The sequence below is a fragment of the Microbacterium sp. A93 genome (genome assembly GCF_051842835.1).
In genome coordinates, this window is record NZ_JBPXMT010000016.1 from 18841 (window position 1) to 38535 (window position 19695).

A 19695-nucleotide genomic window follows, 5' to 3' on the forward strand; every position below is an offset into this window, starting at 1 on the left:
GGTATCTATCGAAAAACGATAGCTCGGGATGCCCGGGTGGCTCAAGCCGAGCGGCCGCTCTCACAGGGAATGCACGGAGTGGGGCGGTGCGGGGCTGCGGCGCGGTAGCGGGGCGGGCTGCCAGCCGAGAATGGGTTTGCTGCACGAGAAAGGCCCCAGGAAGACTCGTCTCGTGCAGCAAACCGATTCTCGCGGCTACGCACGCCGGGCTAAGGGGCCTCGGGGTCGAACGGAGAGTCGAGCGACTCCGTGAGCTCGGCCAGCAGGGCCTCGATCTGCGGTTCGATGTGCTGCGAGATCGCCGCCTGCACGTTCAGGCGATGCCGCAGCAGCATCCCACAAATCTCGCGTCCGACCATATTGGCGTACTCATCGGCGAGGCCGACCTCTTGCCGCAGCGCGGCCTTCGCCTCGTCGCTCAGCGGCGGCAGCGGGGGAAGCTCGACGCTGGCGTCATCCGCGAGGCCCGCGATCGTGAAGAGAAAAGGGGCGCCAGGCGTCGGATCCGGATCGAGCGGCATGCCCTCGAACTCCGGCGCGAGATCCTCGGACGGGCGATAGCTGCGGGCGCGATTGCGCTCGGCCTGCTGGTCGAGCTCCATCTGCAACATGGGCAGGTTGCGCGCGGTGTACCCGGCGACGGAGTGATCGACGACCCGCTTGATCCGGGTGGACAAGCCGTGCTGCACACCGTGCGGAACGTTCGATCCGATACCGGCGGCGGAAAGGATCGGCGAGCCGAGACAGAGTCGACACGGGGCGGCGCGACCGCGGTGCGTGGGCGGCTCCCAGCGCGGCACCCAGCGCAACCAGGCCTCGACGGCCTGGTCAACCTGCGTCTCTATCGACCGCTCCACGTTCCCAGAGTACGGCGATCTGCGTGTTCAGCCGAGATTTCCGGGGGTGGTTGGTTAGGACCCGTTCGGATCCTCGCGCTCCCAGGGCCACTGCGGATGTTTCGCCTTCGTCCGGCGGAGCGCAACTCCGGCCCAGGATGCCACGGCGGCCACCACAAGAATCACGAGGCTCGCTCCCCCGGTGATCAACCCACCCATGACAGCCATCGCCGTGACAAATTCGCCCGTCGCGATCGCGGCGACCAGACCGACAGCCAGCAGATGTACGAGTGCGGTGGTGATCGAGATCGTCCACACCGAGCGGAAGCGCGGATGCTTGATCCGCACAGCCAACCAGAGGATGCCAGCGAACACCGCGACGGCGATGACCATGCCCACGATGCCCGGCGCTTGACCCACTCCCGGGATTGCGATGATGTCAGTATCCGTCGCAATGCTCAACGCGCCCAGGCCGAAAACAGCGAGCGCGAAGAAACCGATCGTCGTCATGACCGTCGCCAAGGCGGCCGAAACCCCCGCAGGCACGGGGCCGCGAGGGTCAGGCGTTGAAGTGGTCGTGATTACCTCGGCAGGCTCGGGCCGGCCTCAAGCGTGCGCTCGTACTCACGCTGAGCCTCGGCGTTGAGTTCGGTCTTGCGAGCGCCGCTGCGAGCAGCCCACGCGCCGAACCAGATGGTGAGCTCGCGACCGAACACGAATGCGGCGATGGCGAGCGGAGCCAACAGCTGCGAACCGACGAGTTCGCTGCCCTCGCTGGCGGTGACGGCCCAGAACGGCGCCTCGAACAGCTGGCCGAGAATGTGACCGGCGTAAGCGAAGATGCCGACGATGATGCCGAAGACTACCCAGCGACCCCAGCGGCCGCGGTTGATGATCGCACCGAGCAGCCAGAATCCGATGAAGAACACGACGACCGGAACCCAGAAACCCCAGGTGGTCAGCGGGGCGAGTGCGGCTTCGCCGATGTTCTCACCCGTGACGTCACCAGCAAGAGCGCCCAGGCCCAGAGCAGTGGCGAGGTACAGGATTGCGAAAGAAAGCGTTGCGAGCAGGCCGATGCCAGCCGCGGTGCCACGGTTGTTGCGTTCACGCGGCGGCTCGGGAGCCTGCACGAAGATCGGCTGCTGCTGCTGCGAGAAAGCCGGCGGCGCGGCGACGATCGAGTCAGACGAGGCGCTCGGCTGGGGAACCGGCTCCGACGGAACGACGCGGGTCGCGGTGTCGTCAGCGGCCGGCGGCAGGTACGCGGTGTCGGCGATGGATGCGTCGTTGGCGTCGGCGGCGGGCCAGCTGTCTGCGATGGATGCGTCGGCATCCGCGGTGGCGCGTTCGTCAATAGCCTCGGACGGCTCGGAAGACGCCGAAGATGCGAAGGATTCCGGGGCGCCGAATGTACCAGGATGCGCCCTCTCTGCCTCTTCGAATGCGGCGAGATCGGGGTCGACAGCATCCGCGACACTGTCAATGCCCGCAGATTCTGCGCCGACGACGTGCGCGTCAGCACCTTCGGCGGCACCTTCTGCAGCGCCGTCGATGTCTGCGCCATCAGTGTCAGCACCGGGTACCTCGGCGGCGGCCGCCTCGGCCTCGGCGAGTCCAGCGTTGGCACTGTCGACGACGTCGTTGACGTCTGCCGGCTGCTCGGGCTGGGGAACCTCGGGGTCACTCATGGGGGCGCCTCTCGTCGGATATGTGCAATGTGAGGTTATCTCCGCATGGTCATGCGGTTGCGGAGGCGTGCCGACGTGTCGCTCTACCCGCTGGATTTCAGGGCGGATGCCGTCGTGCTGGCATCCGCGCCGCGCAGGGTGTCGCCGAGGAAGTTGAACAGGTCCGCCGCCATCGGAGCGGCGAACCAGAGCAGCGCCACGATGACGCCCACGCAGAAGATGCCGGCGATCCAGCTGATCACCCGATTGCGCCCCGCGACCCCGGCCATGCCTCCACGATACGACCGCTCGGGTTCTCCCCCGCCCCAGACACGCGCTCCCCCTCTGACTGCCGTTGCGAGTGGCCGCTTGTGGCTCTATTTTTCGCAATTTTCGAGCCACGCGCGCCCACTCGCAATCAGCTCATGTGGGGCGGGGCGGAGTTAGGTGCGGGGCGCGTGGGGGCGCCGGCGCAGGCGCCAGAGGAGCCAGAGGCCGGATGCCGGAATGAGCAGGATGCCGACCACGACGAGCCCGCTCCAGACGAGGTCGTACGTCGCTGGCAGCAGCGGGTTGTTCACAGGTGCAGAGAACTCGCCGCTCCCGGTCGATGTACCCATTGCGCCGCCGGGAGCAGCTTGGAAGGCGAGCAGTCCCGCACCACCTATGGCGATCAGCGCCACAAACGGCACGATGATCGCAACCGCCTTCTCCCACGCCCGCCACAGCGAGCTGAAGCAGACCAGCACCACGCCGACCACCCAACCGGCGAACGGCAGCACGATGCCGCCGACACTCAGAGTCAGCGCGGCAGCGATGGCGAAGCCGCGCGTGCTCGTCGCCGGCGCATTCCGCACCGTGGGTGCAGCCGCTGGCGGCGGCACAGGCGTGGGCACGGCCACCGGCGCCACCAGCACCGGCGCTTCATCTTGCGCCTCGCGGGCGACAGCCTCTGGATCACCGAGCTGTGCGATCCGGGCGGCGGTGGCCGCGGCATCCAGACCCTGCAGCTCCTCAAGGATCCCGCCACGAATCTCGGCGGCGACGCCGTGCGGCACATTGCGCATCGCAGCATCCAGGCGCTTCAAATAGTCTCCGCGTAGGCGATCAGCGTCGGCGATGTTCATGAGGGTTCCTCTCCGATGAGTCCGGTGACGACTCGGGCGAACGGCATCCACTGTGTGCGGAACTGCGCGAGTTGCGCGATGCCGGCATCCGTCAGTCGGTAGTACTTGCGCGACGGGCCGGACTCGCTCGGCCGATCGAACGTGCTCACCCAGCCGTTATCGCGCAGGCGCCCGAGCAATGGATACAGCGTGCCGATGCTCGCGATCAGCCCGGCGCCGGTCAGCGCCTCTGACAGCTGCCAGCCGTACATCGGCTCGCGCGCGAGGAGGCCGAGTACGCAGTACTCGACCACTCCCTTGCGCATCTGCGCTCCGACATCCGCTGTCATGCATCGCAAGATAGCATGCCTCGCAAGATAGCCCTCGTTTGCGCCCCGCGACCCCTTGCGAGCGGGCGCCTGTGGCTCTATTTTTCGCAAATTTCGAGCCACAAGCGCCCACTCGCAACCAGGGACCAGGGACCAGGCACCCAAGGCACCCCAGAACGAGGGGCTTAGGGGGTTGGGACTCCGGGGAGATGCCAGGCGGCGAACGACGCACCGGACGCCGTGATGGTGATTGCACCAGCCGCCGTCAGCACCGCCGAGCCGAACAGCATCCGTGCCTGCCCGATACCTGCGATCGACGCGGCGTCCAGCACGATGTCCGCTCCGCTGCGCGTCGCCAGCACGAGCACAGACTCCTCCGCCGACTCGCGGACAAACACGATCGTCTCGTCATCCACGTGCAACCAGCGCATACCGCCCGTGCCGAGCACCGGATGCTCACGACGCAGCGCGATGAGCGAGCGATACTCGGCCAAGCGCTCCGCGACGCCAGGCTCCTGTTCGGATCCCCACGGCATCGGCGTCCGACTGGCCTCGCCGTCGACTCCGGTAAGCCCGAACTCGTCGCCGGCGAAGACGACCGGCAACCCCGGCATCGTCATGGACAGACCGACCGCGACGGGCACGGTTCCCGGTGCCGCGTTCGTCGCGAAGCGAGCAGTGTCGTGAGTGTCGAGCGGCTGCATGTTGCCCTGCCTCACCCGCCACGGAATGCCGGCGGTGAATGCAGTCACACTGTCGACAAAGTCGCGAGCCGTGTACCGAGGGATGCCGCCGGTCTGCAGCCCGAAGAACCACGGCTCGGTCTGCTCGTCCCCCTGAGCTGTCAGATAGGGTGTGAAGTTCGCCTCACACAGCCAAGCCCACAGCGGACGAGTGAACGGCGGATACGTCATCGCGCCGTGCCATCCGTCGCCCTGCAGGTCACTGACCGCGTCGTTCGTGGACTCACCCAGCAGGATCGCGTCGGGATTGATACGGCGCATCGACTCACGCAGCAGCGCGCGAACCTCGGCGTTCACATCGACAGCGCCGAGACGCCCGGTCATGTTCGCCACATCGACCCGCCAGCCGTCGGCGTTGTACGGCGGCTTCAACCACTTCGCGACGATCGAGTCCTCCGCTGAGACGAAACGCTCGCGAAGCGCCTGCGACTCCCAGTTGAACTTCGGCAGCGAGGGCACCCCCAGCCACGTCTCGTACTCGGTATTGCCCTCGTCAGTGAAGTAGTAGTAACTCTCAGTCTCGGCCCCCGGGTTGCCGAGCGCAGCCTGGAACCACTCGTGCCGGTCACCGGAGTGATTGCTGGTGAGATCGCCGATTACACGGATGCCACGGGCGTGTGCCGCTTCGATCAGCTCGATGTACGCCTCGTCGCCACCCAGAAGCGGGTCGACGCGATCGAAGCTTGACGCGTCATAGCGGTGGTTGGATGCCGCTGGGAACACCGGAGTCAGATAGAGCAGGTTCACGCCCAGCTCAACGAGGTGGTCCAGCTTCTCGATGATGCCGGGGATGTCGCCGCCGTAGAACTGGCTCGAGCGCGCAGGCATCACCGGGTCAACGGGTGTGCTCCAGTCGGTGGGCATTGCCCAGTCCGGGGCGGGATGCTCGTCGGCCTGCGCTGAACGGGCGAAGCGGTCGGGGAACACCTGGTACATCACCGATTCGTTCAGCCACGCCGGTGGGGCCTCGTTTGCGACGAGAGCGAAGTCGTCGGCATCCACGGTCTCGATCGAGTGGAGACCCGCCTGGTTCAGCCATTCGACCCGACCGTCGACGTGCAACAGCATGAACCGGTAACCATGACGGGGGTTGCGAACCGTGATGTCCGCTTCCCACCAGTGCCAGCCGTCGATGCTGCCGATGCGACGAGCGTCCGTCCATTCCGGCTCATGATCAGGGTTGGAGCGCGCACGTACGGCCTTGAGCGGACCGTAGCCTGCCGGGACGCGCACGCGCACTGTGACCTGCTCGCCCAACGCAGGAGCGGAGTTCGAGACGTGCAGGGGCGAGCCGTCGTGATGGGGAAGAAGGATTGTCATGTCAGGACCTTTCGGTTGACGGCGATGCTCCATCGCCGGAAATCGACGTGGTTGCAAGGCGGGTGCCATGACAGAGCCCTTGAGTTGTTGTTACATTGTGCGCCTCATCGGCGCAGAACGCTACTTCACACTACCGGCTGTCAGACCCCCGACGATGTACTTCTGCAACGCCAGGAACAGCGCCACCGGAAGGACCGCGGCAAGAACGGCGCCAGCGCCGAAGACGCTCCAGTTCTTCGAGAACTCATCGGAGACGAACTTGTAGAGGCCAACCGCGAGCGTCTGCTTCTCAGGATCGACGAGGATCAGGCTCGCCAAGATGAACTCACTGCTCGTGCCGATGAAACTCAGCAGTCCCACCACCGCGAGGATGGGAGCGACAAGGCGCAGGATGATCGTGAAGAAGATGCGCGCGTGTCCGGCGCCGTCAATCTTCGCGGCCTCGTCGATCGACGAAGGAACAGTGTTGAAGAATCCGTACATCAGGTACGTGTTCGCGCCCAATGCCCCGCCGAGATAGACCATGATCAGGCCGATCTGCGAGTTCAGGCCGATCGCCGGGAAGACGTCGCCGATGGCGACCATGATCAGGAAGATCGCGACCATCGCCAGCATCTGCGGGAACATCTGCACGACCAGCAACGCCGTGAGGCTGAAGCGGCGACCGGTGAAGCGCATGCGCGAGAACGAGTAGGCGGCGAGAGCGCCGAGTATCACAGTGAACACCGCAGTCACCAGGCCGATAATCAGCGTGTTCACGAACCACGCCGCATAAGGGCTTCGCGGACTGTTGAACAGCGTCACGTAGCTGTCGAAGCTGATGTTGCTGAACAGAGAGTTGGCGGTCAGTAGCGTGCCGCCGGGGTTCAGCGATGCACTGAGGATGTACAGCAGCGGGAAGAGTGCGAACGCACCCACAACGATTCCGACGATGTGCCGCCAGCCGGTCTCGCGGAAGTAGCGTTTGAATGGACGACGGGGTGCTTTGCCGACACCGGGGATCCCGGCATCCGCAGTCACGATCGCTGTCGTCGAATCGGGCTTCACGGAAGTCATTTCAGTTCAACTCCTCAAGAGACTTGGTATGCCGGAATGCGACGATCGAGATCGCGGCGACGACGAGGAAGATGATGATCGAGAAGGCGCTGGCCAGACCGTAATCAGCGTTCGAGCCAACGAAGGCGACCTTGTACACCATCGTGATGAGGATGTCGGTCGCGCCGACGTTCATGCCAGCGCTGATATCGCGCGGCCCGCCGCCGGTGAGCATGTAGATCAAGCTGAAGTTGTTGAAGTTGAATGCGAACGACGAGATCAGCAGTGGCGCCACCGACACGAACAGCAACGGCAGCTTGATCGAGCGGAACACTCTCCACGCACTGGCGCCATCGACGCGGGCCGCTTCTTGCACATCTTCCGGGATCGATTGCAAGGCACCGGTACAGATCAGGAACATGTACGGGAAGCCCAACCAGAGGTTCACCAGCAGGATGCTGATCTTCGCCAACCACTCGTTGGTCAGCCAGGGGATCTCTGCCCCGCCGAAGAGGACGGCATTGAGGAATCCGAACTCCTGGTTCATCATGCCGGCCCACACCAACGCCGAGAGGAACCCGGGGAAGGCGTACGGCAAGATCATGATCACCCGGTAGTACTTCTTCGACTTCATCCGCGGGTCATTGAGCACCACCGCAATGAACAGGCCGAGCGCGAAGCAGGTCGCGACCGACAGGATCGCGAAGGCGAAGGTCCACACCAGCACCGAGAGGAACGGTCCGCGGACAGATTCGGCGCCGAACGCCTTGACAAAGTTGTCGAAGCCGACGTTGATCTGCCAGCCGGGCATGAGCTCGGTGCCGTCGGCTGCAGTGAATGCGCCGGTACCGATATCCGAGTAGACGTCTCCGGATCGAGTGTCGGTCATGGTCGCGGCGGCCTCGTCATAGATGAGCGAGGATACGTAGACGTAGGCCTTCGATCCATCCGGCGTGCGCAGGGCGCCGTCATTCGGGTCGTCACTGATCGGCACTGCCAGATCCGCGATCGCCTGCTGATTCTGAACAATCTGTGCGAAGCCGAGCGTGTTGTAGCCAGAGAGACCGACGGCCATATTGCCGTCCATCTCGGCGCCGTTGACTACTTCAAGGGGACGCTCTTCGCCACCGATGGCGACGTCACCGTCGGGCGATGTGACCAGGAAGGAGAACTCGCCGAGCTGCTCGACGATAGTGAGGTCATAGGCGGCAGAGTCCGGCACGCGTTCCTGCGCCGAGAGCATAAGCGCGTTGACGGCACTGTCCTTGTCGCTGTTGTGCCCGGTACCGTAGTTCGTGAAGGCGATATAGCCCGTGTAGAGCGCCGCGAAGACTTGGAAGACAAACAGGAAGATCAGGCCGGGGACGAGGTACTTGGCCGGCAGATTGCCGCGGCTGAAATAGATCCAGTTCGCGATAGCCGTAACGATTGCGACGATGGATGCTGGCAGCCACTGCTCGCTCTGCAGGAGGACGAAGATCGCGTAAACGGCGAGCGCGTCGATGATGCCAAGGGCGATGACCTTGAACAGCATCAGCTTCCAGCCGATGCTCGCGGCATCCGCGATTCGCGCTGCGCGGCGGGATCTGCTGCTCGGCGCGACCGCGTCGGTGTCTACGTTGGTCGGCGTGCTCATCGGTTCCTTCTGGTTCGCGTGATCTTGTCGGCGTGCATCCGTGTGCCAGCGGAGTGACGCCCGGGTGTGGACGTCACTCCGCTAGTCAAGCTGATCAGTCGATCGCGCCCTGGATGTCGGTGGCCATCTTCGACCAGAGCTCGGCCGGGTCACCCTGGCCGTTGATCAGCGCCACCTCGGTGACACCCCAGTACTCCCAGACCGATCCCATCTCGGGGATGGAGGGCATCGGCACGGCATTGGCACCGACCTCGCCGAAGCCGGCGGTGATCGGGTCGGCCGCGATGGCCGCCTCGTAGGATGCCGTCAGTGCAGGTGTGCGTCCGCCGACCTCGTAGAGCGCCGTCTGCACCTCTTCGCTGCCGACATAGTTCAGCAGGAACTCGTTAGCGGCGAGGCGGTTCTCGCTCGCGGAGCTGAGGAAGAAGCCCTGCACTCCGGCGAACGGCTGCGCGTCCTGATCGCCCGTGGTCGGGATCGGGTCGATCTCAATGTTGAGCCCGGCGTCGATCGCGTCGGTGGCGTTCCACGGACCGGTCAGGTAGAACGGCGACTTGCCGGCGAAGAAGCTCTCGCGCGCGATGTCGGGGGTGATGTTGGTGTTCAGAACACCCGCGGCGCCCTGCTCTTGCAGCCACGCTGCGAACTGCTCACCACCGGGGTTGCCGATCTGCAGGTCGGTTGCGTCGTAGGAGCCGTCGGCACTCGTGCCGAACACCGGAGCGCCGAACGAGGTCTGGAACGGGTACAGGTGATAAGGATCGGATGCCTCGGGGTCAAGGCCGACCAGGAACGGGTACTCGGCGCCGGAGGCTTGGCCCTTGGCGATCATGTCCGCGTAGTCGGTGGCCGCCTCAGGAACGAGATCGGCGTTGCGCAGCAGTGCGATGTTTTCGATGGCATACGGGATGCCGTAGTTCTGCCCCTCGTAGTTCCAGGCGTCGAGGGCGATCTGCTGGAACTCGTCTGCACGGTCACCGAGCTCGACCGGGGCGACGACGCCGTTGGTGACGAGCTCACCCAGCCAGTCGTGTGCGCCGACGGCTACGTCAGGACCCTTGCCGGTCGGTACCTGCTGGACGAACTGCGTACGCACCTCGTCCATCTGCTTCTCGACGATCGTGACCTTCACGCCGGTGTCGGCGGTGAACTTCTTCGCGGCGTCCTCGAGGACGGCGGCGCGGTTGGTGTCGGCCCAGACTGTGATCTCGCCGGAGAACTCGGCCGCGGCGTCGGAGTCATCGGTGGGGGTGCTGCTCGATGAGCAACCGGCGAGCGTCAGCGTCGAAATCACGGCGAATGCGCCGAACGCGACGATGCCCTTCTTGTGCACCTTCATTGGTGTCTGCCTCTCTGAATGCGGAAGACCTGCGTTACTGCAAGCGCTTACAGTATGCCTGCTACCCTGCCCTCATTGCAACGGGAGCGCGTAGTGATATCAACCTGTAACCCACGCAACGCCCGCTCCCGCGCCCTGGAAGCGCTTCCAGGAACCCGCCTCAGAGGCAAAATCGATAGGATGGCGGCATGGCAGACTCATCGTTCGACATTGTCAGCAAGGTCGACCACCAGGAGGCGGAAAACGCCCTCAACCAGGCCCGCAAGGAGGTCGAGCAGCGCTACGACTTCAAGGGCACTGGAGCGTCCGTCGAGTGGAGTGGTGAATCCATCTTGATCAAGGCGAACACCGAAGAGCGCGCGAAGGCCGTTCTCGACGTGTTCCAGACCAAGCTCATCAAGCGGGGCATCTCGCTGAAGAGCCTCGAGACCGGTGATCCCTTCGCCAGCGGCAAGGAATACCGCATCGTCTCTGAGCTCAAGGACGGCATCTCCTCTGAAAACGCGAAGAAGATCGGCAAGATCATCCGCGACGAGGGCCCGAAGGGCGTGAAGAGCCAGATCCAAGGCGACGAGCTGCGCGTGCAGTCCAAGAACCGCGACGATCTTCAGGCCGTCATCGCCCTGCTCAAGGGTTCAGACCTCGACGTCGACCTCCAGTTCATCAACTACCGGTAGGTCACCGCGCTGACCAGGTCTTTTTCTAGTTCAGTCCGCAGGGAGTCCGCAAGAGTCGTCATTGACGGCCAACGCCATACGTGCGGGCGGCGATGAACGAGTCCAGGTCGGACTCGCGGATGCGCTGGTTCTTGCGGGTATCGCCGAGCTCGACGACCGGGATCTCCCCACGGTTGATGCGCGCGTAAACCCAGCTTTTGTTCACGCCGAGACGCTCGGCGACATCCGTCACCTTGAGCAGCGTCTCTCTTGGATCAGCGAACGCGACAGGCTCCCGGTGTTCCAGCAAGGCGAGTCGCGAGAAGGCGATCCTCACGACTGCATCCTCGAGCGCGTCGCCGACCATGCCGCCTGCTTTCAACGCGTCCACCTCTCGGAGCAAGGCGGATGCTGCCGGCAAGCCCACAACCATAGGACCGTACTTCCGGTGGTAGATCATCGTCAGACGATACGAGCAGCTGGCCGCGCACGCAATCCCACCTCGACCGCGTGCCCCACAGCAAGCGCTCTCCACTTAGGGTTACAGTGACCTTATGTCACCGGATGTCGCCCACACGCCGCGGCCTCGACGCGTATCCCCGGCCGATGCCGCATACGCGCAGCTCTCACGAGCGCTCGACCGTCGCGCACCCGAATGCGACGGCATCGACCTGTTCACCGCCGACACGCTCACCAAGGCGGATGCCGCCACACTCGCCCCGATCTGCGCAGCATGCGACGTCGCGCTCCTCTGCCGGCAGTACGCGAAAGCCGCGAAACCGACAGTCGGATTCTGGGCAGGGAAACAGTACGTCGGCCGCGGCCGCAAGGCAGGACAGGAAGCCGCCTGATGTCCGCACTACTTGACACCATGCTCAGGACGGCGATCGTCTGGGACATGAATGCTGGCGTGTGCCACAACGAGCGATCTCCCAAAGGCCCGCCTCTCCTATATCGCGTGCACCCGATCCAAGCGGCATGAGAGCTCTGACGACGGCGGCGTGACCTCGTAGCCGAGCCGCCGCAGCTCCGTGGCCGCGGACTCAGGGTCATCCGAGACGGCTGCTCGAATCTGCATCGCACGCCACCCCTGACGTCCCTCGCGAATCGCGTTTCCCGCGGTCGGCCTCACGTCGATACCAAACTCGATCCACAGCATCTCGATGACGTCCTCGAGGCAGAGCCGGAATCGGTGCCCACCGACCGGGAAATGCAGATCTGCGAGCCGAGGAGTCTTCCCAGAGCGGATCGCTTTCCGGTGGTTCTTGCCGCGACGAACGGCACCTGTCTGCAGTAGCTCCGCCTCAATTGGACCGTGCTCGAAGTGCAGGTTGTAGTGCGCAGCTGGCGTGTTGGACTGAGCATCCCGCACGTAGTCGACCGTAAACAGAGGGCGGCCCATGCCGTGGGGTCTCACCAGGAACTGCGATCCAAACACCGTCGGCAAGCGCGAGGTAGGGCTCAGCATCAGCTTGTAGTTGACCTCAAGCTGCAGTGCCGGCCGTTCCTCGATCGTCAGCTCGATGCCGCCTGGGTTGACAGACGCAATGGCGATGCGTGCGGAGCCGTCGCGAGCTGGGAGCGCCTGGGACGAGAGCCCGAGGTTTCCTGTCGGCAAGATCTCGCCGAGCCGGAGCATCAAGTCGACCGCGAATTCGTTTACCGCCTCTTCAAGCGCAGCTGCGTCCAACTCTGTCGCTAGTTCCCCGCGAGGAACTCGAGCCGCTCAAGCTCGCGAAGCACCTCGAGTTCGTCGATCGACAGTTCGTACTCGTGCGCGCGATCACGAAGGTCGTAGAGCGAGCATCCGACAGACGACAGCAGCTCACGTCGCCGATCGTCCAGATCGGCCCGCGAGAGTACGTTCACGATTGGTGCGGGTGTCATGAGAACAGGATGCCACGCAGTTGGGACATTGTTCGTATTACGTTCGACCTGACCACCAACATCGGCCGGTAGCGGCGCTCAACTCTCCGGTCCGCCGAACTTGCGGGCTGCGGGACCTCATCGAAACTGCGCAACGTTCACGGCTCTATACGGTCAGGGCACGCGCCGGAAGAGGTTGCCGCCGAACGCACGAGGCCCCCGCATCTGACCTCACGGTCGAGGGTGGGGGCCTTGGGCTTTTCGTCGTTTCACACAGGGGCAGTAGTCTCATCCCGTGTCGAGCCGTCAACATCCATCGCCGAGTATCTCCAAGAGTGAGGTCAATCGCTGTGGTCAGTACCTAGTCGACCTGCATCGTGCTCGCATGGGTCCGAACAGGGCCATGCTTCACGAGCTGTTCGATCGCGAACGGCTCGCATACTGCACTGACATCGTTGATCAATTTCGCGCCACGTATCAACGGCCACTCGGCACAACCTCGATGGGCCTCCGAACATTCATGAACACGGCGCTGGGGAAACCGCCCGTGGTCTCGCAGAGGCTTAAACGACTTCCGCGGATCGTGCGGAAACTCGCCAACATGGAAAGCAGCATGCTCGCTCGCCTCGAAGATGTGGGCGGAACGCGAGCTGTTGTTAGTAGCCTCCATGATCAGAGGCTTCTTGGACAGCACCTTGTTAGTCGCTGGAGCAAGGACCTCCGACGAGATCCACGGGACTACGTCGACGAGCCAAAGCCCACCGGCTATCGTGCAGTTCACTACGTTGTGGAGAAGCATGGTCGACGGATCGAGATCCAAATTCGCACCCGCCGCCAACAGCAGTGGGCGAACGCGGTAGAGCAGGCGGACTCCCGGTTTGGACTCACGCTAAAGGATGGGCGGGGTCCGCAATCCATGTTGGACTACTTCACAGCCGTGGGAGATATGCTTTACTATCAGGACGCGGAGCTGTCTATCCCCGCTGATGTCCTTCTTCGTTTCGAGACGATGTCGGATGCAGTGATAGATGAGGGCTTCTACGTCCGACGAAAGGACACCTAGAGATGGCGACTGTTCATTTCCTCCTGGCCTACAGCCACAAGGATCAGCGTCTCGTCATGCAGGAAGAGTTTTCCGACTCGAGGCGCGCCACGAAGGCGTATGCCGAGGAAGAAGCGAAGCACGTAGGGGACTCGGAATTCGAGATCGTGCTGATCGGCTCCGACAGCATCGAGACCATCATGAAGACCCACGGACACTACTTCACGAACGAGACTGAAGAACTGTTCTCACAGCTCGAGTTCGTTAGCCGCTGAAACGACGGCACAAGACCCCCACCTAGCCTTCGGGTTGGGTGGGGGTCTTTTGTCGTCTACCATTCCCGATTGATGGTCGCTAGAACAACAAAGAGGGCGATACCGATGACGGCACCGTGCGTTATGAGCTTGGCCCTGTCACGTCGCCATTCCTGACCCTTCAATTTCGTCGTCCCCGGTTTTGCACTCGGCGTGGTGTCGGCGAACGCGAACAACATGGCAGTGATGAGGGTCGCGATGGCGACGATGATCTTCGCACCCTGTCGAACCGTCGCCAGATCTGGGACGGGTAGCGGAGTGAAAGTTACTCCACCGAGCGCAATGAGCAGCAGTGGCAACGCGAACCACAGGAACCTCTTCACGATGAGGTCAGGGAGCTGGTGGATGGGAACATGATGTCAGCGTAGGGGGTGCCGGCTGAATCCGTCGGTGCTGTGCTTCGGTGCGTTGCGTCGCTCCCGCCCGACCTTCCTGCTGGACGCACAGCGTCACCACCGATAGTGTTCGGCCATGACCCAAATCATCCGTCCGGACATGCTCACGGGCTCGCTCAGCGCCGAAAGCCACCAGCTCCCGATCGCTCAGTTATTCATCGACACAGTGAACACATCGCCGACGGATCGCACAGAGGACGTTCTGCGCGCTTCACTGGAAGCCAGCATCGCCGCGATCGCCGCGCTCGAGCTCCGCATCACCGCTCTAACGAAGGCTGTCGGTGCCGTCGAGGTTGAGTCACCAAAGGTTGGCATCGAGGACGTCCAAGAAAAGTAGGCGACCGCTCCTTAGTTCGTCATCTCTCCGGGTGTTCGGCGTTCCATGCTTGCCCCTCACCCGCCGTAGATGCTCGATCCGTCGAACTCGGGCGGCAACGGTCCCGACATCGCCGGTTCGAAGCGACCGCACACTGGGCATTCCCATGGTGCGAAGCCCCGGCCCTCACGCAGAGGACGCCGGAGCTTCGCCATCCTCTTCAAGATTCACCTCCGGCGGCAGACGGTCCGAAATGATCTCCCCGGACGTAACCTCCCGAGCGTTCCACATGCGGATTGCACGGCGAGTGTCATACCACGTGCCGACTCTCCCCACCGCGTCCATGGCACTTGCTGGCCGCGCCGACAGGTGCTCAAGTGCGGAATCGATCCACACGTGAAGCTCGTCATCTTCTGGCGCTGTCGCATAGAGCGCGACCGCCGCGAGAGCTTCCGCTCGGAGCCGCTGCATCTCGCTCGCTGCTTCGCGGATCAGAATCGCGTGCCCCTGTTCCCTCACCATGGGCCGAGCGTCCCGAACCCTCGTGTATTGCTCCGTCGCAGACACCGCTCGCATCATCGTCATAGCAACCCCCGAACGTTCTTCGCGCTCCCGTTGATCGGCTTCCCGCTCTCGGTGATCTTCGTCCCTCTGGGCGGCCTCCGACGCGATCCTTGTAGCCTTCCGGCCGTTGGCGTACGCCAGCCAAGCCAGCAACCCGGTCACTGCCACAGACCCGACCGTGATCCACACCATCACCCATTCAGCATCCATCCCCACAGCATCCCAGACGAAAGCCCCGGCCCTCACAACGGTGAGACAGCCGGGGCTTCGTCATACGTGCGACTACAGATTCACGATCACCTTGTGCTGCTCGTCGTCACCCTCATAGCTATAGACGATGGTCAGCTTCTGGGCACTCCCAGCCATCGTCCTGATCGGGATAAATTCGATCACGTCGCCATACTCGTACCGACCACCCGCCTGTTGCGTAGTGATCTTGACCAGGCCGGCCATCGATTCCGGCTGGACGTCAATCTTGGACACGACCAGGACACGCTTCGACGTGTTCGTGAGTCGCTGCAGTTCACCGCGTAGCGGCTCCGGGCCAGACCAGTCCGGCGGCGTCATCTCTTCGAGCTTGAGACGGTTCGCTTCCTCCTGCGCGACAGCTTGACGTTTGAACGCGTCGTTCGCTTCAGCCGCCAAGCGGGCGCTCTCCACCGCCGACGCCTGCGCCTCATCCCGTGCCTCGCGAGCGTCCTTTAGCGATTCGACCGCCGAATGCGCTTGCACCCAAGCGAACACAGCGGCGGCCCCGGCGATGACCACGCCGATCGCCGTCATCCATATTCCCCAAGCTTCCATAGCTTCCCCATTCTTTGATATCGCGAGCCCAGCACACGCCCCCCACAGCATCCCAGCACCCAACGACATTCGGCCCCACGTCGGTCATACACGTGAGCGAACACTCACGAGCCCCTCAGGCTCCCCGGCAAGTCATGTGCGACCCGTGGACGGTCGCGATCACGGCAGGCCGACCATATCGGCATCGAACGTCCTGCTATCGCCAGTGACGTGCACGGCATCCGTCGGCGTGTACCATTCGCCACTGTCACTGAGCGCGCGGCCACCAACGAAACACCCCGCAGCGAGAAGCAGACGCCCCGACACAACGGCAGCACGCCCATTCACCATGCCGCGCAGCGTCACATCACCACCATCGACCGTCAGTTCCCCGGCGATCTGACCACGCACATGCAGCACACCGGCTGTGCACGTCACATCGCCCGACACCTGTCCCCGCAAGATCAGCTCTCCGCCGTCGTGCAGCAGGTCACCCTGATGCTGGCCCCGGAACTTGAAGACCATCCGCGAGTCCGCAGAAAGTCCGCAGAAGTCCCACTCGGGCGCCTGAACACCCACCACCAGACACCTACAGATCCGCGTGATTACGCGGCAGCCACCAGATGCCACCATTCGCCACCAGCTGTAGTGCGATTCATCAACTACCGGTAGGTCACCGCGCTGACCAGGTGTATTCCTGGCGCTTCCGCGTGACGCGGGAAGAATAACCCGGCTGCAATGCGAATTGGAGCCGGGTTTTTCTTCCGCCAGGTGAGCGGCGGGGCCGCCCCGGATCATCGCCGGGTGCGGTAGCTTCAGCGGCATGGGCTTTGACACTGTCGTACGGGTATTGGACGAGACCTCGGTGGTCGCCATCGTCACCACGAGAGCCAACGGCGATCCGATCGCCACGCCGATCTGGTCGATGGTCATCGACGGTGTGCCCTATGTGCGATCTGTGCACGGAGCAACCGCCTGGTGGTATCAGCACGTGGGCGCCGGGCGCCCGGTAGCATTTGCCCTCGGCGACGGTGCGATCGCGGAGCGTGATCGCGTTGCTGCGCTAGACCTTCCGCGCGCGCAGGTCGCGACCGTATACGTGCCGGTTGACGACGAGATCCAGCTGAAGATCGACGATGAATTGCGGCGCAAGTACGACGGCCAGACCTCGTCGGTCGACGCGATGCTGACCGACGACGCGCGATCGTGCACCCTGCGGATCGACGAGGCACGCTGAACTAAAGTTCGGCGTCAGCCCCGGTTCAGGTACTGAAGCACCGCGAGCACGCGGCGGTGCGCATCGGAATCCACGGCCAGCGAGAGTGCATCGTAGATGCGAGAAGCGTGCTGCACGACGGCTTTCTCGGTGAGGAAGAGCCGCGCCGCAATTGATGCGTTACTGCGCCCCTCTGCCATCAGACCGAGCACTTCCTGTTGCCGCGCGGTCAACGCTCCAACCGCCGAATCCGATCGACGTGCGCGCGCGACCATGACCGCGACGACATCGGGGTCGATTGCTGTGCCCCCTTCTGCGACATGGTGCAGGTCCGCCAGAAACTGATCCACGTCGGCAATGCGTTGTTTGAGAAGGTAGCCGATGCCCCCGGCGTGGCCAGAGAGCAACTCCACGGCGTATCGTCGCTGCACATGCTGCGAGAGCACAACGACAGCGGTCCCCGGAAACCGCGCGCGGATGCGCAAGGCGGCAAGCAGTCCCTCATCGGTATAGTCCGGCGGCATGCGAATGTCGGTGACAACAAGATCAGGCCGTTGCGCGGCGACGGCCTCCTCAAGCTCCGACGCGTCAGCCGCGACCGCCACCACGTCGAAGCCGGCGTCACCCAGCATCAGTTCGAGACCGCGCCGCAGCAGGGCCTCGTCTTCCCCAATTACAACCCGCATGGGATCTCCGCCCGAATCGTTGTGCCGGCGCCGCTTGCGCTCTCGATGTGTACCCGGCCGCCCAGCGCTTCCACCCGCTCGACCATTCCGGTAAGACCAGACCCTCGGCCCTCCCTCGCACCACCATCACCGTTGTCGCGCACCTCGACGTGCAACACGTTGCCTGCTCGACTCAGCTGCACCGCGATCGCTCCGGCGCGCGAGTGCTTCACCGCATTCGCGAGAGCCTCGGCCACCACGAAGTAGGCGGTGCTTTCGACCACGGGCGAGCATTCATTGTCGCTGATACTGAGCGTCAAAGTTGTGGGCACCGGCATCCGGTCCACCAGGTCTTCGGCCGCGGCCGACAACCCGCGTTGGGTCAGTGCGGCCGGCATGACCGAGTGCACCACCTCGCGCAGTCCGGCCGCTGCCGTGTCGATTCCCTTGCGCAACTCGGTGGCACGCTCCTGCACCGCATCCCCGTCATCGCCCGCGTTCGCGATCTGCTGTGCTTCGAGTGCCAGAAGAACCAGCTGCACCTGCAGCCCATCATGCAGATCCTGCGCGATGCGTCGACGCTCACGGTCGGCGACCTCGACCAGTCGCTCGCGAGAAGATTGCAACGCGCGACCGCTCGCGAGCAGCTCGGCGATCAGCCGTTCGCGGTCGAGCGCGATCGCGACGACTCGACCAGCGGTACGCACGAGCTCTGGCTCGGCCATAAGCGCGATGTCGCACGAGATCGCGCCGATTCTGCGCCCATCCAGCTCGACGGGCTCGAGCCCACGGCTCGCCTGCTCGCGCGCCGCCGTCACCTCAACACCTTCCGTATCGACGTACCCGTTGCGGCCAGGAACCCAGAACCATACTTCAAGTGTCGGGTCGCCGAGCGTGCGAGCCAGTGCCGCGCCGATCTCCGGTTTGGTGCGCCCGGCCTCCCCCAGCCAGACCCCCAGCTCCTCTAGTTCACCCGTCCGAGCCACCCCACCTCGCAACACTCCGAGCGCGAAGACAATGGGAACCCCGCAGAACATGAGCAGCTGCAACGCAGCAACGTCCTGCGGCGCCCACGCGAAGACCGGTCGCAGGATACGGGCGGCGAACAGCATGACGACAACGGCAGCGATTCCGTACCCGTACAAGGGCACGAGCACGCGCCGTTCAGTAGTCGATGAACGCCGGAGGCGATGTGTGAGCAGCACCAGCGTGCTCGCCAGGACGACGAAACCGACTGCTTCTTGAACGATCCCACCCCACCGGGCAAGCTCAGGGGCATCCGCAATCGCCAGCCCGGGGACACCCGGGTTCGCCACGAACAGATAGCTGGGAGCTTCCAGAAGCAGCGAGGTGCCGTAGGCAACCATCACCGTCATACGTGAGATCCTCCCGCGCACCCGGCCGGCGGGAAACGCCAGCAGCAGGTGCACGAACCCGGCGAGCGGCATGCTGCCGGCGATGGTGCCGAGCCAGACGAGCGCGGGGACGTCGGTGTTGCCCGCACCGCCGAGAAAGACCCACACACCGGTGAGCAGAATCAATGCGCCCATCCGATTGCTCGGTCGGTGATACCAGGCGAGCAAGCCCGCCCCGAGATAGATCAAGACGTTGATCGGGAAGAGTGCAAGCACCAGGCCGAACGGGCCCTCGAGCGGCAGCAGGGCAGTGAGCGTAAGCACAAGCACGAGCCCCAGACACAGAATCGCGAGGAGTGCGCGATTGAAGGATCGCCGTATCGGTGCGCTCGCGCCCATGCTCATCAGAAAATCCTCAGCCGTGAAAGTGTGTGCGTTTCGCGCTCGACGCAGTCTCATCATGACCGCGATCTCAACGCCGGTGCAAGCGCGACGCGGATCTTGCTCAG

25 protein-coding genes are annotated in these 19695 nt (G+C 63.8%); 6 read left to right on the top strand and 19 right to left on the bottom strand.

What is annotated here, in order from left to right; all coding sequences use genetic code 11:
* Positions 1-209: 209 nt before the first annotated feature.
* The 10 genes from ACSU1G_RS30590 to ACSU1G_RS30635 form a co-directional block, all read right to left on the bottom strand.
* Positions 210-857, bottom strand: a complete 648-nt coding sequence (locus ACSU1G_RS30590) for a spermidine/putrescine ABC transporter substrate-binding protein (protein WP_439284761.1) — start codon at positions 855-857, stop codon at positions 210-212.
* A gap of 54 nt (positions 858-911) precedes the next feature.
* Positions 912-1346, bottom strand: a complete 435-nt coding sequence (locus ACSU1G_RS30595) for a hypothetical protein (protein ID WP_439284763.1) — start codon at positions 1344-1346, stop codon at positions 912-914.
* Positions 1347-1417: 71 nt separating this feature from the next.
* Positions 1418-2527, bottom strand: coding sequence for an ABC transporter (locus tag ACSU1G_RS30600; protein WP_439284765.1), 1110 nt, complete (start codon positions 2525-2527; stop codon positions 1418-1420).
* A gap of 83 nt (positions 2528-2610) precedes the next feature.
* A complete protein-coding gene (locus ACSU1G_RS30605; RefSeq protein ID WP_439284767.1) occupies positions 2611-2796 on the bottom strand; it encodes a hypothetical protein in 186 nt (61 codons plus the stop codon).
* A 153-nt stretch (positions 2797-2949) separates the two neighbouring features.
* A complete protein-coding gene (locus ACSU1G_RS30610; protein ID WP_439284769.1) occupies positions 2950-3633 on the bottom strand; it encodes an HAAS signaling domain-containing protein in 684 nt (227 codons plus the stop codon).
* Positions 3630-3962, bottom strand: coding sequence for a PadR family transcriptional regulator (locus ACSU1G_RS30615; protein WP_439284771.1), 333 nt, complete (start codon positions 3960-3962; stop codon positions 3630-3632). The genes ACSU1G_RS30610 and ACSU1G_RS30615 overlap by 4 nt, the downstream gene beginning before the upstream one ends.
* 164 nt (positions 3963-4126) lie before the next feature.
* Positions 4127-6004: a glycoside hydrolase family 13 protein gene (locus ACSU1G_RS30620; protein WP_439284773.1), complete on the bottom strand. Its 1878-nt coding sequence runs from the start codon at positions 6002-6004 to the stop codon at positions 4127-4129.
* A gap of 120 nt (positions 6005-6124) precedes the next feature.
* A complete protein-coding gene (locus ACSU1G_RS30625; RefSeq protein ID WP_439284775.1) occupies positions 6125-7060 on the bottom strand; it encodes a sugar ABC transporter permease in 936 nt (311 codons plus the stop codon).
* Between the two features lies 1 nt (position 7061).
* Positions 7062-8675: an ABC transporter permease subunit gene (locus ACSU1G_RS30630; protein WP_439284777.1), complete on the bottom strand. Its 1614-nt coding sequence runs from the start codon at positions 8673-8675 to the stop codon at positions 7062-7064.
* Positions 8676-8769: 94 nt separating this feature from the next.
* On the bottom strand, positions 8770-10014 hold the full coding sequence (locus ACSU1G_RS30635) for a sugar ABC transporter substrate-binding protein (protein ID WP_439284779.1): 1245 nt from the start codon (positions 10012-10014) through the stop codon (positions 8770-8772).
* A 188-nt stretch (positions 10015-10202) separates the two neighbouring features.
* Here ACSU1G_RS30635 and ACSU1G_RS30640 point away from each other — a divergent pair, with 188 nt between their 5' ends.
* Positions 10203-10691 carry a YajQ family cyclic di-GMP-binding protein gene (locus tag ACSU1G_RS30640; RefSeq protein WP_439284781.1) on the top strand — a complete coding sequence of 163 codons (489 nt, stop codon included), beginning with the start codon at positions 10203-10205 and terminating at the stop codon, positions 10689-10691.
* Positions 10692-10749: 58 nt separating this feature from the next.
* Here ACSU1G_RS30640 and ACSU1G_RS30645 read toward each other — a convergent pair whose 3' ends face one another.
* Positions 10750-11130, bottom strand: coding sequence for a helix-turn-helix transcriptional regulator (locus tag ACSU1G_RS30645; RefSeq protein WP_439284783.1), 381 nt, complete (start codon positions 11128-11130; stop codon positions 10750-10752).
* A gap of 94 nt (positions 11131-11224) precedes the next feature.
* Here ACSU1G_RS30645 and ACSU1G_RS30650 point away from each other — a divergent pair, with 94 nt between their 5' ends.
* Positions 11225-11521 (top strand): WhiB family transcriptional regulator, encoded by a 297-nt coding sequence (locus ACSU1G_RS30650; RefSeq protein WP_439284785.1) that lies wholly within the window; start codon positions 11225-11227, stop codon positions 11519-11521.
* A gap of 98 nt (positions 11522-11619) precedes the next feature.
* Here the strand turns inward: ACSU1G_RS30650 and ACSU1G_RS30655 are convergent, their stop codons facing one another.
* The gene (locus ACSU1G_RS30655) at positions 11620-12360 is read right to left on the bottom strand and encodes a hypothetical protein (protein WP_439284787.1); all 741 of its coding nucleotides are present in this window, start codon (positions 12358-12360) and stop codon (positions 11620-11622) included.
* Positions 12361-12368: 8 nt separating this feature from the next.
* Positions 12369-12557: a hypothetical protein gene (locus ACSU1G_RS30660; RefSeq protein WP_439284789.1), complete on the bottom strand. Its 189-nt coding sequence runs from the start codon at positions 12555-12557 to the stop codon at positions 12369-12371.
* A gap of 364 nt (positions 12558-12921) precedes the next feature.
* Here ACSU1G_RS30660 and ACSU1G_RS30665 point away from each other — a divergent pair, with 364 nt between their 5' ends.
* Entirely contained in the window at positions 12922-13599 is a 678-nt protein-coding gene (locus ACSU1G_RS30665; protein ID WP_439284791.1) for a RelA/SpoT domain-containing protein, read from the top strand.
* 2 nt (positions 13600-13601) lie between these two features.
* Positions 13602-13853, top strand: coding sequence for a hypothetical protein (locus tag ACSU1G_RS30670; RefSeq protein WP_439284792.1), 252 nt, complete (start codon positions 13602-13604; stop codon positions 13851-13853).
* 56 nt (positions 13854-13909) lie between these two features.
* Here ACSU1G_RS30670 and ACSU1G_RS30675 read toward each other — a convergent pair whose 3' ends face one another.
* Positions 13910-14215: a hypothetical protein gene (locus ACSU1G_RS30675; RefSeq protein ID WP_439284794.1), complete on the bottom strand. Its 306-nt coding sequence runs from the start codon at positions 14213-14215 to the stop codon at positions 13910-13912.
* A gap of 148 nt (positions 14216-14363) precedes the next feature.
* Here ACSU1G_RS30675 and ACSU1G_RS30680 point away from each other — a divergent pair, with 148 nt between their 5' ends.
* Entirely contained in the window at positions 14364-14624 is a 261-nt protein-coding gene (locus tag ACSU1G_RS30680) for a hypothetical protein (RefSeq protein WP_439284796.1), read from the top strand.
* 165 nt (positions 14625-14789) lie between these two features.
* Here ACSU1G_RS30680 and ACSU1G_RS30685 read toward each other — a convergent pair whose 3' ends face one another.
* The 3 genes from ACSU1G_RS30685 to ACSU1G_RS30695 all read right to left on the bottom strand — a co-directional run bounded on the left by ACSU1G_RS30685 (position 14790) and on the right by ACSU1G_RS30695 (position 16775).
* The gene (locus ACSU1G_RS30685) at positions 14790-15125 is read right to left on the bottom strand and encodes a hypothetical protein (protein WP_439284798.1); all 336 of its coding nucleotides are present in this window, start codon (positions 15123-15125) and stop codon (positions 14790-14792) included.
* 324 nt (positions 15126-15449) lie between these two features.
* Positions 15450-15950, bottom strand: coding sequence for a hypothetical protein (locus ACSU1G_RS30690; RefSeq protein ID WP_439284800.1), 501 nt, complete (start codon positions 15948-15950; stop codon positions 15450-15452).
* 180 nt (positions 15951-16130) lie between these two features.
* Positions 16131-16775: a hypothetical protein gene (locus ACSU1G_RS30695; RefSeq protein WP_439284802.1), complete on the bottom strand. Its 645-nt coding sequence runs from the start codon at positions 16773-16775 to the stop codon at positions 16131-16133.
* Here ACSU1G_RS30695 and ACSU1G_RS30700 point away from each other — a divergent pair.
* The gene (locus ACSU1G_RS30700) at positions 16774-17187 is read left to right on the top strand and encodes a DUF2255 family protein (RefSeq protein ID WP_439284804.1); all 414 of its coding nucleotides are present in this window, start codon (positions 16774-16776) and stop codon (positions 17185-17187) included. The two genes, ACSU1G_RS30695 and ACSU1G_RS30700, sit on opposite strands and share 2 nt — an antisense overlap.
* Positions 17188-17201: 14 nt before the next feature.
* Here the strand turns inward: ACSU1G_RS30700 and ACSU1G_RS30705 are convergent, their stop codons facing one another.
* Together ACSU1G_RS30705 and ACSU1G_RS30710 are read right to left on the bottom strand one after the other, a co-directional pair.
* Positions 17202-17798: a response regulator transcription factor gene (locus ACSU1G_RS30705; protein ID WP_439284806.1), complete on the bottom strand. Its 597-nt coding sequence runs from the start codon at positions 17796-17798 to the stop codon at positions 17202-17204.
* A gap of 41 nt (positions 17799-17839) precedes the next feature.
* A complete protein-coding gene (locus ACSU1G_RS30710) occupies positions 17840-19591 on the bottom strand; it encodes a sensor histidine kinase (RefSeq protein ID WP_439284808.1) in 1752 nt (583 codons plus the stop codon).
* Positions 19592-19695: the final 104 nt, after the last annotated feature.

Excerpts from the sequence above, each read along its gene's own strand:
- ACSU1G_RS30595 (WP_439284763.1), bottom strand. The coding sequence starts at position 1,346 with ATGACGACGATCGGTTTCTTCGCGCTCGCTGTTTTCGGCCTGGGCGCG.
- ACSU1G_RS30600 (WP_439284765.1), bottom strand. The coding sequence starts at position 2,527 with ATGAGTGACCCCGAGGTTCCCCAGCCCGAGCAGCCGGCAGACGTCAAC.
- ACSU1G_RS30605 (WP_439284767.1), bottom strand. The coding sequence starts at position 2,796 with ATGGCCGGGGTCGCGGGGCGCAATCGGGTGATCAGCTGGATCGCCGGC.
- ACSU1G_RS30610 (WP_439284769.1), bottom strand. The coding sequence starts at position 3,633 with ATGAACATCGCCGACGCTGATCGCCTACGCGGAGACTATTTGAAGCGC.
- ACSU1G_RS30615 (WP_439284771.1), bottom strand. The coding sequence starts at position 3,962 with ATGACAGCGGATGTCGGAGCGCAGATGCGCAAGGGAGTGGTCGAGTAC.
- ACSU1G_RS30620 (WP_439284773.1), bottom strand. The coding sequence starts at position 6,004 with ATGACAATCCTTCTTCCCCATCACGACGGCTCGCCCCTGCACGTCTCG.
- ACSU1G_RS30625 (WP_439284775.1), bottom strand. The coding sequence starts at position 7,060 with ATGACTTCCGTGAAGCCCGATTCGACGACAGCGATCGTGACTGCGGAT.
- ACSU1G_RS30630 (WP_439284777.1), bottom strand. The coding sequence starts at position 8,675 with ATGAGCACGCCGACCAACGTAGACACCGACGCGGTCGCGCCGAGCAGC.
- ACSU1G_RS30635 (WP_439284779.1), bottom strand. The coding sequence starts at position 10,014 with ATGAAGGTGCACAAGAAGGGCATCGTCGCGTTCGGCGCATTCGCCGTG.
- ACSU1G_RS30640 (WP_439284781.1), top strand. The coding sequence starts at position 10,203 with ATGGCAGACTCATCGTTCGACATTGTCAGCAAGGTCGACCACCAGGAG.
- ACSU1G_RS30645 (WP_439284783.1), bottom strand. The coding sequence starts at position 11,130 with ATGATCTACCACCGGAAGTACGGTCCTATGGTTGTGGGCTTGCCGGCA.
- ACSU1G_RS30650 (WP_439284785.1), top strand. The coding sequence starts at position 11,225 with ATGTCACCGGATGTCGCCCACACGCCGCGGCCTCGACGCGTATCCCCG.
- ACSU1G_RS30660 (WP_439284789.1), bottom strand. The coding sequence starts at position 12,557 with ATGACACCCGCACCAATCGTGAACGTACTCTCGCGGGCCGATCTGGAC.
- ACSU1G_RS30665 (WP_439284791.1), top strand. The coding sequence starts at position 12,922 with ATGGGTCCGAACAGGGCCATGCTTCACGAGCTGTTCGATCGCGAACGG.
- ACSU1G_RS30670 (WP_439284792.1), top strand. The coding sequence starts at position 13,602 with ATGGCGACTGTTCATTTCCTCCTGGCCTACAGCCACAAGGATCAGCGT.
- ACSU1G_RS30680 (WP_439284796.1), top strand. The coding sequence starts at position 14,364 with ATGACCCAAATCATCCGTCCGGACATGCTCACGGGCTCGCTCAGCGCC.
- ACSU1G_RS30685 (WP_439284798.1), bottom strand. The coding sequence starts at position 15,125 with ATGGTGAGGGAACAGGGGCACGCGATTCTGATCCGCGAAGCAGCGAGC.
- ACSU1G_RS30690 (WP_439284800.1), bottom strand. The coding sequence starts at position 15,950 with ATGACGGCGATCGGCGTGGTCATCGCCGGGGCCGCCGCTGTGTTCGCT.
- ACSU1G_RS30700 (WP_439284804.1), top strand. The coding sequence starts at position 16,774 with ATGGGCTTTGACACTGTCGTACGGGTATTGGACGAGACCTCGGTGGTC.
- ACSU1G_RS30695 (WP_439284802.1), bottom strand. The coding sequence starts at position 16,775 with ATGCCGCTGAAGCTACCGCACCCGGCGATGATCCGGGGCGGCCCCGCC.
- ACSU1G_RS30705 (WP_439284806.1), bottom strand. The coding sequence starts at position 17,798 with ATGCTGGGTGACGCCGGCTTCGACGTGGTGGCGGTCGCGGCTGACGCG.
- ACSU1G_RS30710 (WP_439284808.1), bottom strand. The coding sequence starts at position 19,591 with ATGAGCATGGGCGCGAGCGCACCGATACGGCGATCCTTCAATCGCGCA.